Genomic DNA, 12,693 nt, shown 5'->3' with positions numbered 1-12,693 from the left:
CCAGCGTAAGAGCCACGAACGACTTTGACCCCTGTCTGAAGCCTGCCCCGACCTCAGACCTTGGTCGTACGACCACCCCGGCCCCCGTCCCCTTTCATGAACGCGGTGTGGCAGTCCCATTGCAGCCCCAGGCTTTCTCTTGAGCCCCCTTCCCACCACGCCATACGGTCGTTCCACCGGGTTCGGCAGGAGCACCACGCTCCACCGACACGGCCGTGTGCCCGAGTGGTTCAGGGGCTCGCCTGCAAAGCGAGTTACGTGGGTTCGAATCCCGCCACGGCCTCCAGTGCCTGACCGTGCGGGAGCGCCTCAGGCCTCCGGGTCGCGCAGGCCGACGCAGTCGTAGGCCCAGAAGACCTCGGAGTAGACGAAGGTGCCCGTCATCCACGGCTCGTGGGCGGACAGCCGGGCGACCTGGAACGCGGCTTCCGGGATACGCAGCGACGGGGAACGGAAACCCGCCGTGCCGGCGCCCTCGAAGCCGCGCGTGCCGTAGTAGGCCGGCGAACCCTCCAGGAACACCGCCGGCACACCCTGGCTGTCGGCGGCCGCGAGGGCGTGTGCGATGAGCCGAGTGCCGATGCCCTGGCGCTGGAACTCCGGGGCCACACCCAGCGGTGACAGGGTCAGGACGTCAACGATCCGGCGGGGCGCGTCCAACCGCGCCGCGCTCAGCAGGACATGCCCCACGACCCGGTCATCTGCGGTGGCGACGAAGGACATCGGCGCCAACGCGGCCTCCGCGACACGAAGTGCCTCCACGAGCCCGGGAACGCGCTCGCTGTCACCGAAGGCGCGCGTATGAACCTCGCGCACCTCTCGGTGGTCGTCAGCGGTCTCCTGCCGGATCGACAGCCCGGCACCACCAGGGGCGATCTGGGAGCCCTCGGGGGCATCGTGTGACGTCATGGCCGCGAGGGTAAGTCGCGGTGCGGTTCGTGCGCGAGGCAAATACGTACCAGGTGCGGCCCCCGGGAGTCACGGGGTCGCGCCGTCGACCCGCGTGTGCAGCAACCGCGGTGAGTTCTCGAAGCCTTGGCGGGTGTACGCCGGTATCGCTCGGGATGTCGAGTGGACCGTGACTCGTTCGAGGCCCAGGTCGCGGGCGGTGGACAGGACGGCGTCGATGAGACGACCGCCGAGGCCCAAGTCGCGGGCCTGGGGGACGACGTACACGCACTGCAGGTCGCCGGAGGCGCGGTGCAGGGCGTGCGGGGTCGGGACGCGGGGGACGATCGCGAGCCAGGCCATGCCGATGATCTCGGTGTCACGGACGAGGACCATGCAGCGGTGTGAGGACGCGTTCTCGGCGGCCCAGGCGACGAAGTGCCGTTCGAAGTCGTCGCGGTCGAGGGTTTCGGGGGCGGTGCCGTTCTCGACGATCCAGCGCCAGCGGAGTCCGGCGACCGTGGCCAGTTCACCGGGTTCGGCCTGGCGGACGGTGATGTTCTTGACCTTCACCTTCGGGGGTCTCCCTATCTGCAGTGCGGGGTCAGCATCTGCCATGAGGGTCAGAGCACCCCGCAGTCCTCGTCCTGGAACAGCTTCGTCCAGTAGTGCCAGTCGGCGGCGGCCGTGGTCGCCGCCGGGTCGATGGCCGACAGGAGCTGGATCATCGTCGTGGCGACCTGGGCGTAGTGCTGGTGGGTCAGTTCATGGGCCAGCGCACCGTCGATCGTTCTCTCCCGGTGCAGCAGCCAGAGAGTGAAGGCGAGGGTGGAGACGTCGGTGTTCAACGGGTGCAGAGTGGCGTCGGACTCGCTCCAGTGCAGGACCGCGCCCGTCTCGCCGTCGACGACCAGGCTGTTGTCCTGGACGAGGTGGCCGAGGCGTATGAGGTGGCCGGCGCGGGCCGGGAGGCCGTCCGCCCGCTCGTCGGCGCAGCTCTCGGCGAGGGTCGGCAGCGGCATGTCCGTGTCGAGGCAGAACAGGGTGCCGTCGTCGGGCAGGCCGGTGTCGCGCAGGAAACGACGGGTCGGCTCGTGGGTGAGCGTGGTGGGGAAGTCGATGTCCTCGAAGCGCATCATCTTGCCCCGGCCGAACTCCTGGTCCAGGAGACGGGGCGGGAGGTCCAGGGCGAGTCCGGCGGCCGAGCCCGGGCCCGCCACCAGGGCCAACGGACGGATCAGGGCCGCGATCTTCCAGAACGCCGGCACCTCGGCGCCCATGTCCTCCTCGAACACCGCCAGCAGCTGCCGTGTGGCGTCCTCGACCACCTTCGGTCCGAAACGGCCGGCGTAGGAGGCGAACCGCCCGCGTCGGCAGGTCAGTTCCTCGGTCGCCGTCGCGAAACGCACCAGGGTGGGCAGCGAGGGCGCCAGCGGGGCGCGGTCCATCAGGTCGGGACGGGCGCGGAAGAAGGACGTCGTCGAGACCTCGCCGGTGGCGCCGTCGAGCAGCAGCGGCCGTGTTTCCTGCCCGTCCAGGCCTGCCAGCCCGCCCAGCACCAGTTGGTCGCGCAGATCCGCCACCGCGCGGTCCGGGACGCCGACCGAGTCCGCCACTCTCCGCAGGCCGCTCCGGCGCAGCTCGGCGAACGTGAACAGGCAGCTGTCGCCGGGCAGTCCGGGGCCCGTCAGCCAGCTGCGCGTCGACGCGTGCGTGACGTAGGGATCCAGTTCGGCCTCGGTCAGTCTGATCGTCGCCGGGCCGGCGTCGGTCGTCGTACTCATGTGTTCCCCCGTGTGTACGTGCTCACAGTCCCGCCCGGGGCACGCACGGCCCGACCAGCTCCGGCAGCCGTCCCCCCACTGCTCAGAACACTACGCGCCACCACTGACAACGCCCCCGGACCAGGAAGACGTCAAAGCACCCTGGCGCGTTCCCGTCCAGCCACGATCGCGTCCACCGTCTCCGCCACTGTCAGCGTGGAGGTGTCCATCCACAGGCCGATCCGCGGTGTCGACGTCCGCAGCCCCTGGTTCAGCCCCTCGATCGACCAGGCGTCCTCGGCCGGGTCGCCGGTCCCGTAGCCGGTCTTCGCCCGTCCCGCCTCGCGGGCGGCGACGGTTTCGGTGTCCGGCGCCAGCACGACGACGTGCAGCGGGCGGGTGCGGACCAGTTCGACGTACGACGCCAGTTCCGGCCCCAGCAGCACGTCCTGCACGACCGCGGTGAATCCCGCCTCCGCGTACGCGTCCGCCGTCGCCGCCGACAGCCGGTAACGCAGCCGGAGTTGGGCCTCGGCCGCACCGCCGGGCTCGGCCCCGGGCGTGAAATCCTCGCGCCCCGACACGATCATCCGCCGGAAGACGTCACCCCGGACATGCGCGGCCCTCGGCAGCCTCTCCGCCAGGGCCTGCGCCACCGTCGACTTCCCGGCCGCCATCACGCCGGTGATGACCACGACCCCGTGCATACGTCCCCGCCCCCCTCGTCAAGCCCGGCTCTCACCATCACGTCCCGGACGCCCGCGCGTCGCGGGCCCCCGCCTCACCCACACCCCCGTGCACGTGCCGCGCCCCGCGTATCACGCGAAGTACACGCCACCCACCACGACCACGACCGCCGCCACCACGAACAGCAGGATCCACAGCGCCAGCTTCCCCACGCCGGGCGGGGGTTCGTAGCGCGGCTGCTCGCCAGGGCCGGGCCGCGGCCCGCTCACTGGGAGGTCACCACCGCCGCCTGCGGGCGGATCGGGAGTCGGTTGACGGGGCGGCCCGTAGCGGCGCGGACCGCGGAGGCGATCGCCGCGGGGGACGTCACCACCGGGACCGCGCTGGCCGCCTTCGCCCCGAAGGGGGCGACCACGTCCCGTTCCTCGACCAGCTTCACGATCCGGATGTCCGGGGCGTCCAGGGCCGTCGGCAGGGCGTACCCGGTGAGGTCGGGGTGGCGGATCACCCCGCGGTTGCTGCGCAGGTTCTCGGTGAGCGCGATGCCCACGCCCTGCGTGACTCCCGCCTCGATGCGTGCCGCCAGCTGGGCCGGGTTCAGGACCCGGCCGACGTCCTGGGCGAGCGCCAGCTCCACCACCCGCACCGAGCCCAGCTCGATGTCGACGTCCACGACGGCGCGGATCGCGCAGAAGGCGAGCCCCACGAAGGCGTCGCCCTGGCCGGTCTCGTCCAGCGGTTCGGTCGGGTGCGGGCGGCACTGGGCCGTCGCCCACAGCTCCTTGCCGTCCATCTCCTCGGTGACGGTGGTCGACAGCACGCCGTCGTACGAGGTGATCTTGCCGTCGGCGATCTGGAGCAGCTCGGTGGACATGCCGAACTTGTGCGCCAGGGGCTGCAGCAGCTGCGTACGGACCATCTTCGCCGCGCGTTCCACCGCACCGCCCGACACCCAGGTGTGGCGGCCGCGGCAGCTCGGGCCGGCCGGCGGCTGGTCGGTGTCGACGGGGGCCACGTGGACCTCGTCGATACCGAGGGTCTCCTGGACGATCTGCCGGGCCAGTGTGGTGAAGCCCTGGCCGGTCTCCACCGCCGCGCACAGCACCGTCGCCACGCCGTCCTGGACCCGGACGGTGGCCGTGGAGACCTCGTCCGTGCCCTCCGCACCCAGCATGTGCACCATGCCCAGGCCGTAGCCGACGCCCCGGCGCACCGCGCCCGGTTCGCCCGCGCCCTCGGGCCCGCCGGGCAGCAGCCACTGATCCTCGGGCGTGTCCTTGGGGAGCGCGGGCAGCGGGAAGTCCCGTACGGCCTGCAGCAGTTCGGCGACCGGCGCCGGGCAGGTCACCGACTGGCCGGTCGGCAGGAGGTCCCCGGTGGCCATCACGTTGCGCAGCCGCAGCTCCGCCGGGTCGACGCCGAGCTTCTTGGCCAGCTTGTCCATCTGCGCCTCGTAGGCGGCGCACACCTGCATCGCGCCCTCGCCGCGCACATGGCCGGAGGGCGGGTTGTTGGTGCGCACGGCCCAGCCCTCGATGAAGGCGTTCGGGACGACGTACGGGCCGCAGGCGAACGAGACCGCGGCGGCCAGCGACTCGGACGAGGTGTCCGCGTACGCGCCGGCGTCGAGCAGGATCTGGGCCTCGACCTTCACCAGCCTGCCCTCGGCGTCGGCGTGGTGGCGGTACCGCAGCAGCGTCGGATGCCGGTGCGCGTGACCCAGGAAGGACTCCTCGCGGGTCGCGGTGATCTTGACCGGGCAGCCGGTCCGGAGCGCCAGCAGACCCAGCGGAAGCTGGAAACCCTGGTCCTCGCGGTCGGCGGTGGCGCCGGGCACACCGGTGACGACGACCTTCACGCGCTCCGGTTCCAGGCCGTAGCAGGCGGCCGCGGTGTCGCGGTCGGTGTGCGGGTCCGTGGAGGCCACGTACAGTTCCACGCCGCCGTCGGGCCGCGGCACGGCGAGTCCGGCCTCGGCGCCGATGGGGGCCGGGTCCTGGCGGCCGATGCGGTACAGGCCCTCTACCACGATGTCGCCGACCGCTTCCGGGTCGCCGTGGCGCAGCGGGATGTGCCGGATCAGGTTGCCGTCGGGGTGCAACGCCTCGGCCTCGAAGGCCTGTTCCGGGTCGGTCACCGGGTCGAGCACCTCGTACTCGACGATGACGGCGGCCGCGGCCATCCGCGCGGTGTCGGGGTGGTCGGCGGCGACGGCCGCGATGGGCTCGCCGTGGTGGCGTACGACCTCGGAGGCGAACACCGGACGGTCGGGTCTGCCGCGGCCGTGCAGCGGACTGCCGGGCACGTCCTCGTGCGTGACGACGGCCCGTACGCCGGGCATCTCACGCGCGTGGGAGGTGTCGATGGACAGGATGCGGGCGTGCGGGTGCGGGGCGCGCAGCACGGCCGCCCACAGCAGGCCCTCGGCCCACAGGTCGGCCGCGTACGGGAAGGTGCCCTCGGTCTTGGCCTGGGCCTCGGCGGCCGTCAGGGACACCCCGAGGCCGTGCGGGATCGGCTCGGGAGCGGGTGCTGCCTCCGCGGCGGTGGTCGCGGTGGCGGCTTCGTTGCTCACGCCTGCCCTCCGTCCTGTCCCTGTGCCTGTCCGGTTCCGTACGTCCGGTCGTGCGAGGCCGGTTCGAACGCCGACCGGTTGACCCCGCCGGCGCCCGGTCCCGCCTGGTGCGGAATACGTGCCTCGTCCGCGTCCGTCTCAGCGTCCGCCTCGGAGTGCGCCTCGCGTTCCGCGACGACCTCCTTGACGGCGTCCACGACGCCCCGGTAGCCGGAGCACCGGCAGAGGTTGCCGCACAGCGCCTGGCGGGTCTCCATCTCGGTCGGCGCCGGGTTGCCCTCCAGCAGGTCGTGCAGGGTCATCGCCATGCCCGGCACGCAGAAGCCGCACTGCACCGCGCCGCACTTCGCGAGCGCCCGCTGTACGTCCGAGGGCTGTCCGTCGACGGCGAGCCCCTCGACGGTACGGACCTCGCTGCCTGCCGCGGTCACGGCCGGGACCAGGCAGGACGCGACGAGCCGGCCGTCGACCTGGACGTTGCAGGCGCCGCACTCGCCCTGCGAGCAGCCGTCCTTGGCGCCCGCGAGGCCGAGCCGCTCACGCAGCACGTAGAGCAGCGACTCGCCGATCCAGGCGTCTGGGACGGGGCGTTCGACGCCGTTGACCCGCAGGACGTAGGAGGCGAGCGGGTGTTCCTCGCCAGAGGGCGCGGGTGCCCCGTCCTCCGCCTTGGGGTCCTCGTCCGCGGGCTCCCCGGCGAACTCCGGTGCGGACTCGGCGTGCGGGGCGGGGTCGGGCTCGGACTCGGCGGCGTCCACGACGGCCTCGACGGCTGTCTCGGCAGTCGCTACGGCCTGCTGGGCGTGTTCTGCCGCCTCGGCGGCCTCGGCGGCCTCACCGTGCCCGTGGGGGCGGTGTGCGGCGGCTGTGCCGGTCTCGTCGGGTTCGTCGGTGGACGTCTCGCCGGGGTGCCGCTCGGGCGGGAGCGACTGGGGCTGCTCGGACGCATGGGCCGGCGGCTGCTCGTAACCGGCCGGGTGCGGCTCCTCGGGCGCGTCGGCCTCGGGCGTGTGCGCCTCGGGCGCGGGCCGGTCCTGGGCGTGGAGCTCCTGGTCGGGCGCCTCGGGAGCGTACGGGTCGGCCGCGTGCGTCTCCGGGGCGTGGTGCTCCGGGGTGCGGTGCTCGGGTGCGTGGTGCTCGGGCTGATGCGGTTCCCGCGTGTGCGGGACGGGCGACGGGACGCCGCCGTGTGTCTCGTGCTGTTCGTGCGCGTCGCCGGAGGCCGCCGGCCGGTCGAAGTCGGACCAGCCGTCCGTCGGCTGATCGTGCCCGTGGTCGGCACCGGCCGACGGGTCGTCGTAGGCGGACCCGGCCCCGGGCCCCGAAGGCCGGCCGTGCGTGTACTCGGCGCTCGCCGGCCGGTCGAACTCGGGTGCTGCCGACTGCCCGTATCCCTGCCCGGAGCCGCTGGGCTGCTGGGCCTCGTGGCCGGTTCGGTGGCCGTGGCCATGACCCTGGTCCGTCGGCTGGTCCTGCGTCGCGGGCGGCTGCCCCCAGGGCTGCCCCGTCGGCTCCGTCGCCCAGGGGGCGGAAGCGCCGCCCGGCAGGGTGGCCGGCGGAGTGCCGCCCCACTGCTCCACCAGGGACGACGTGGTGAACTCGCCCGATTCGTCCGGGAGGTCGCCGTCGGCAACCGGGATCGACCACTGGCCGGTGACGTCGTGGCCCTGCGCCGCCGCGGCCCGCGCGGCTTCCGCCGCACCCGTCTCCTCGAAGTTCCACTGCCCGGTGGCACCCGGGTTGTACGTGTACCGGTCGTCAGCGGTGATGTGGGGCACCGCGTTCGGGTCGGGCCACCGGGCACCCTCGGCGGGCGCGGGTGGCATCGCCCAGGAGCCCGTGCCCGCCGGGTCGGTGCCCGCGCCGGTGTTCGGGTTGACCGTTATCTGCGGCGGCACATAGCCGTGACCGGGCGCGGCCAGCGGGCTGTCCGCGGAGGCCAGGAGGGCTTCGACACCCCCCTCGGGGAGTTTCACGAAGGCGGTGGCGCCGTCGTCGTAGTCGCCCTGGGGCAACGGGTCCCAGCGGCCCGCGCTTTGGGGCCGGCCCTCTTCGTGCTGGTCGTCGGTCACGACAGCGCCCTCCCCAGTGCTCGTCGGGCCAGCGCGGCGACGGTGCGCCGCAGGTGCAGTACGGCGGGCGGAAGCTGCTGTACGGAGCCGTCCTCGGCCGGGACCGGGTCGGGGATGCAGGCCGCGGCGACGTACTCGCCGAAGGCGCTGAGCGCCTCCGGGACGAGGGCCCGGCTGTTGTCCCAGTCGATCAGTTGGGAGACCCACTGCTCGGCCTGCAGTGGCCTGAGGGCCATCGGCGCTATGGCGCCGACGGCGCACCGGACAGCACGCCGGGCGGGGTCGAGGACGAGGGCCACCGAGGCGACGGCGCGCCCGGGTCCGGTGCGTCCGGTGGCCTTGAGGAAGACCTGCGGCGCGTGCAGGAGCGGTACCCGCACGAAGCCGATGAGTTCACCGGCGCGCAGCAGCTCCATGCCGGCCAGCAGGTGCGACACCGGGATCTCCCGGCGGGCTCCGCCCTGGCCCGCGATGATCAGTGTCGCCTCCAGGGCGGCCAGCACCGGCAGAGCGTCCCCCGTGGGGGCGGCCGAGGCGATGTTGCCGCCCAGGGTGCCCGCGTTACGGATCTGCGGCGGGCCGGCGGCGCGCGCGGAGGCCGCGAGCGCCGGGATCAGGGCGGCGAAGTCGGGACGGCCCATCCGCGCGTGGGTGAGGCCCGCGCCGAGCAGGGCGTGGCCGTCCTGGTACTGCCAGCCGCGAATCTCGCTGATCTTGCCGAGGCCGACCAGCGCGGCGGGCCTGAGCTGCCCCGAGTTGACGGCGGCCATCAGGTCGGTGCCGCCCGCCACGGGCACGGCTGCGGGCATGGCGGTGAGCGCCGCCACTGCCTCGTCCAGCGTTGTGGGCAGGGTGACGGCCTGCGCCGCCTGCGGTGCGTGCGTGGTCAAACCGGCTGCCCCTTCCCGCTGCCCCACCTGGTCCCGCCTGTGTTGCCGTACCGTACGTGCTGACAGGGCGGACGTGGCAACTCTGGCACATCTTCGCAGGACCCGAAGACGGGGGTCCGCTAGGAGGCATTTGCCCACCTCGTCAGCGAGATAGGCAGTTTTCGCGGGGCATCACCCTTGCGTACCGATTGACACTCTTCGGTGACTCTTGACGTCTTTTCTCCCCTACTTGTTGGGGGGCGCCCCGTCGATCGGCCGGCCGAGCACCCCGGGCCGGCGCTGCCACGGCAGCGGCCCGGTGGGTGGCCGATAACCGACGCCCAGGGCGTCAAGGCGCGGGTAGTGGGCGGTCATCCGCCGCTCGAAGTCGGCGAAATCCCGTTCCCCGGGGGCGGGCAGCGGGCGCCATGCCACCTCGGCGAAGGCGGCGAGCCGCGGGAACGTCTGGTAGTCGACGCGCCCGGAGTCCTCCATCACCTCGGTCCACACGTTGGCCTGCGTGCCGAGCACGCGCCGGGCTTCGTCCGCCGTCAACTCCGGTGGAACGGGTTCGAACCGGTAGACGTCCTCCAGGGTGCGCACGTACGCGATGGGGACCGGCTCGTCCGGGCCCTCGTGCTGCCGGTAGTCGAGATACACCTGCTGCTCGGGGCACATGACGACGTCGTGTCCGGCGCGGGCCGCCGCGATGCCGCCCGCGTAGCCGCGCCAGGACGACACGGCCGCCCCTTCGGCGAGGCCGCCCTCCAGGATCTCGTCCCAGCCGATGAGCCTGCGCCCGCGCGCCGAGAGCCAGGTGTCGAAGTGTCTGATGAACCAGGACTGCAACTCGTCCTCGTCGGCGAGGCCGAGTTCCTCGATACGGGCCTGCGCGGTGGGCGAGGCCCGCCACTGGTCCTTGAGGCATTCGTCGCCGCCGACGTGCACGAACGCCGAGAACTCGGCGGTGCCCGCGGGGAACAGTTCCAGGAGTTCCTCGAACACCCCCTCGTAGAACCGCAGGGTGTTGTCGGTGGGGGCGAGTACGTTCTCGGAGATGCCCCAGTTGTCCCAGACCGAGAGGGAGGTCGTGTCGATGACGTCGGTGTTGCCGAGTTCCGGGTACGCGGTGATGGCGGCCTGCGAGTGTCCCGGTACGTCGATTTCGGGGACGACGGTGATATGCCGCTCGGCCGCGTAGGCGACGATCTCCCGGATGTCGTCCTGGGTGTAGAAGCCACCGTGCGGCTTCTCCTCCCACAGCGGTGACTCCCCGTGGCCGATTTTCGTGCGTGCCCGCCAGGAGCCGGTCTCGGTCAGCTTCGGGTATCGCTTGATCTCGACGCGCCAGCCCTGGTCGTCCGTCAAGTGGAAGTGGAGCACGTTGAGTTTGTGCGCGGCCATCAGATCGAGGTAGCGCAGGACACCGTCCTTGGGCATGAAGTGCCGGGCCACGTCGAGCATGAGACCGCGCCAGCGGAAGCGGGGGCTGTCCTCGATCGTGACCTCCGCGAGGTCCCAGTCCCGGCCCGGCCGCACCGGAGCCCGCCGGTAGGCGTCGGGGCCGAGCAGTTGCCGGAAGGTCTGCGCACCCCAGAAGACACCGGCCGCGCTGCCGCCCTGGATCAGGATCGCGGAGCCGTCGACGACGAGGCGGTAGCCCTCCAGCGGCAGTCCCGGCTCGATGCTCAGCGCGAGTCGGCCCGCGCCGTCCCCACTGTCCGGACGGCCGCTGTCCGGAAGCCCGCTGTCCGGACGACCGCCGCTGTCCGCGAGGGGGAAGCCGGTCGCCGCGCCGACCGTCGCCCGCAGCCAGCGCGCGACGCCCTCGGTGCCGGGGCCGACCTCCAGCCGGGTCTCCTCGTCGAGGCGCCCGCGCTGACCCCGCTGGTCGCGGACCAGGTGCCGGGGCGCCGGAATCAGCCCCACCGATTCCGCCGAATCCGTTGTCGCCGTCGTTTCCTTGGACACCGTCGTTCCATTCCTTGCTGTCACGTCAGTCCTTGACCGCTCCGCCCAGTCCGGAGACCAGACGTCGCTGTACGAGTACGAAGAAGATCAGAACCGGAATCGTCATCACCGTGGAGGCCGCCATCACACCGCCCCAGTCCGGGTCGTCCGGCTTGTAGAAGACCAGCAGGGCCATCGGCAGGGTCGACTGGGCGGTGTCGCTGATGATGAACGACTTGGCGAACAGAAAGTCGTTCCAGGCCGAGATGAAGGAAAACACGCTGGTGGCCACCAACCCGGGGAAGACCAGCGGGAAAAGGATCTGCCACAGGAATCGCCCGCGGCTCGCCCCGTCGATGTACGCGGCCTCCTCCAGCGCCTCCGGTACGGCTTTCACGAAACCGCGCAGCATCCAGATCGCGAAGGGCAGCGAGAAGGCGATGTGCGGCAGGATCAGCGAACCCAGTGTGTTCAACTGCCCGGCGTCCCGCATGAGGAAGAACAAGGGGATCGTCAGGGCCTCGACGGGCACCATCTGGGCCACCAGAAACATGATCAGCAGCGTGGTACGGAAGCGGAACCGGAATCGCGTCACGGCGGTCGCCGCGAGAAACGCGACCAGTGCCGAGACGATCACGACACTGCACGCCACGACAAGGCTGTTGAGGAAGTACCGGCCGAATTCCTGCTGTTCGAACACGCGCCGGAAGGAGTCCAGGGACGGCGACAGAGTCCAGGGTCTCGGCTCGGACGACTCGATTTCGCCGGCCGGTTTGAAGGCGCTGAGCACCATCCAGTACAGCGGGAACGCGACGACGACCGCGATCAGCAGCGCGGAGGTCTCGGCGGCCAGCCGCCAGGGGCGCCGCAGTTGCTGTCGTAGCTGGTTCACAGCTCCTCCCCCTGCCGACGCAGCAGCCGCAGGTACACCAGCGTGACCCCGAGCAGGATCAGCAGCATCACCACGCCGATCGCCGAACCGAGGCTGTACTGCGAGGACGCGAACGCCTGTTGGTAGGCGTACACGTTCAGTACGAGGTTCTGGCCGGCGATGCCGCCGCCGTTGGTCATGACGTAGATCTGGGTGAAGACCTTGAAGTCCCAGATGACCGACTGGATGGTGACGACGGTGAGGATAGGCCGGAGCATCGGCGCGAGCACGGACCGCCAGATGCGCCACTGGGAGGCGCCGTCCAGGGCGGCGGCCTCCAGGACCTCGCTCGGCACGGCACGGATCCCGGCGTAGACCGTCACCATCACGAACGGGAAGGAACACCACACCACTTCGAGCAGGACCAGGAAGAAGGCGCTGATCCGGCCGTACGTCCAGGAGTGGTCGCCCAGTCCCAGGACCCGGTTGACCGGGCCGAAGTCGGGGTCGAAGAGGAACAGCCACACCGTGGAGCCGGTGATCGCGGGCGTGGCCCAGGCACCCAGCGCGGCCAGCATCAGCGCGAGCCGGGGCACCGCACGCACCCGCGTGAGCAGCACGGCCAGCGCGCAGCCGACGGCGAGCGTCGAGACGACGCAAGCCGCCGCGAAGAGCACCGTCGCCAGCAGCACCTGCCAGAACTGGTCGTCACCGAACAGCTCGGCGTAGTTCCCGAACCCCCGAAAGGTGGTCGGTTCACCGCCACTGACCTGGGCCTGGGTGTACTGGAGGACCGAGATCAGGCCGAGCTGGTAGATGGGGTAGACGAGCAGCCCACCAAGGATCACCAGTGCGGGAGCTAGGTAGAGCCAGGGGGCCTTTTGACTCCGCGCACCCCGACCCCGAAAGGGGCGCGGGGCTGCGCCGGATGTGCGGCTGCCGCCGCGTGGGCGCGACCAACCACGGCCGACCCGCAGCCGCCAACGATCCACAGCCCCCGAGCTATAAGGCGTCATCC

Annotated in this window: 11 protein-coding genes and 1 tRNA gene; 1 reads left to right on the top strand and 11 read right to left on the bottom strand. The window is 71.8% G+C overall.

What is annotated here, in order from left to right; all coding sequences use genetic code 11:
* Window positions 1-211: 211 nt before the first annotated feature.
* Window positions 212-286 (top strand) — tRNA-Cys (locus tag ABZ027_RS17800).
* A gap of 23 nt (window positions 287-309) precedes the next feature.
* Here the strand turns inward: ABZ027_RS17800 and ABZ027_RS17795 are convergent.
* The 11 genes from ABZ027_RS17795 to ABZ027_RS17745 form a co-directional block, all read right to left on the bottom strand.
* A complete protein-coding gene (locus ABZ027_RS17795; protein ID WP_356769205.1) occupies window positions 310-909 on the bottom strand; it encodes an N-acetyltransferase in 600 nt (199 codons plus the stop codon).
* 69 nt (window positions 910-978) lie between these two features.
* The gene (locus ABZ027_RS17790) at window positions 979-1,506 is read right to left on the bottom strand and encodes a GNAT family N-acetyltransferase (RefSeq protein ID WP_356769203.1); all 528 of its coding nucleotides are present in this window, start codon (window positions 1,504-1,506) and stop codon (window positions 979-981) included.
* A 5-nt stretch (window positions 1,507-1,511) separates the two neighbouring features.
* Entirely contained in the window at window positions 1,512-2,672 is a 1,161-nt protein-coding gene (locus ABZ027_RS17785; RefSeq protein WP_356769201.1) for an SUKH-4 family immunity protein, read from the bottom strand.
* 131 nt (window positions 2,673-2,803) lie between these two features.
* Window positions 2,804-3,358 (bottom strand): AAA family ATPase, encoded by a 555-nt coding sequence (locus ABZ027_RS17780; protein WP_356769199.1) that lies wholly within the window; start codon window positions 3,356-3,358, stop codon window positions 2,804-2,806.
* Between the two features lie 111 nt (window positions 3,359-3,469).
* On the bottom strand, window positions 3,470-3,607 hold the full coding sequence (locus ABZ027_RS17775; protein ID WP_356769197.1) for a hypothetical protein: 138 nt from the start codon (window positions 3,605-3,607) through the stop codon (window positions 3,470-3,472).
* The gene (locus tag ABZ027_RS17770) at window positions 3,604-5,913 is read right to left on the bottom strand and encodes a molybdopterin cofactor-binding domain-containing protein (protein WP_356769195.1); all 2,310 of its coding nucleotides are present in this window, start codon (window positions 5,911-5,913) and stop codon (window positions 3,604-3,606) included. The genes ABZ027_RS17775 and ABZ027_RS17770 overlap by 4 nt, the downstream gene beginning before the upstream one ends.
* Window positions 5,910-7,985: a 2Fe-2S iron-sulfur cluster-binding protein gene (locus ABZ027_RS17765; protein WP_356769193.1), complete on the bottom strand. Its 2,076-nt coding sequence runs from the start codon at window positions 7,983-7,985 to the stop codon at window positions 5,910-5,912. Before ABZ027_RS17765 ends, ABZ027_RS17770 begins: the two co-directional genes overlap by 4 nt.
* On the bottom strand, window positions 7,982-8,875 hold the full coding sequence (locus ABZ027_RS17760; protein ID WP_356769191.1) for an FAD binding domain-containing protein: 894 nt from the start codon (window positions 8,873-8,875) through the stop codon (window positions 7,982-7,984). Before ABZ027_RS17760 ends, ABZ027_RS17765 begins: the two co-directional genes overlap by 4 nt.
* 225 nt (window positions 8,876-9,100) lie before the next feature.
* Window positions 9,101-10,783, bottom strand: a complete 1,683-nt coding sequence (locus ABZ027_RS17755) for a beta-N-acetylhexosaminidase (RefSeq protein WP_356769334.1) — start codon at window positions 10,781-10,783, stop codon at window positions 9,101-9,103.
* 67 nt (window positions 10,784-10,850) lie between these two features.
* Window positions 10,851-11,696 (bottom strand): carbohydrate ABC transporter permease, encoded by an 846-nt coding sequence (locus tag ABZ027_RS17750; protein WP_356769189.1) that lies wholly within the window; start codon window positions 11,694-11,696, stop codon window positions 10,851-10,853.
* Window positions 11,693-12,691, bottom strand: coding sequence for a sugar ABC transporter permease (locus ABZ027_RS17745; protein ID WP_356769187.1), 999 nt, complete (start codon window positions 12,689-12,691; stop codon window positions 11,693-11,695). The genes ABZ027_RS17750 and ABZ027_RS17745 overlap by 4 nt, the downstream gene beginning before the upstream one ends.
* Between the last annotated feature and the right edge of the window lie 2 nt (window positions 12,692-12,693).

This window comes from Streptomyces sp. NPDC006332, assembly GCF_040612855.1.
In the GTDB taxonomy this organism is placed as follows: Bacteria; Actinomycetota; Actinomycetes; order Streptomycetales; family Streptomycetaceae; genus Streptomyces.
The sequence above is the reverse complement of the archived record's forward strand: the minus strand, read 5'-3'. Positions and strand labels throughout refer to the sequence as shown.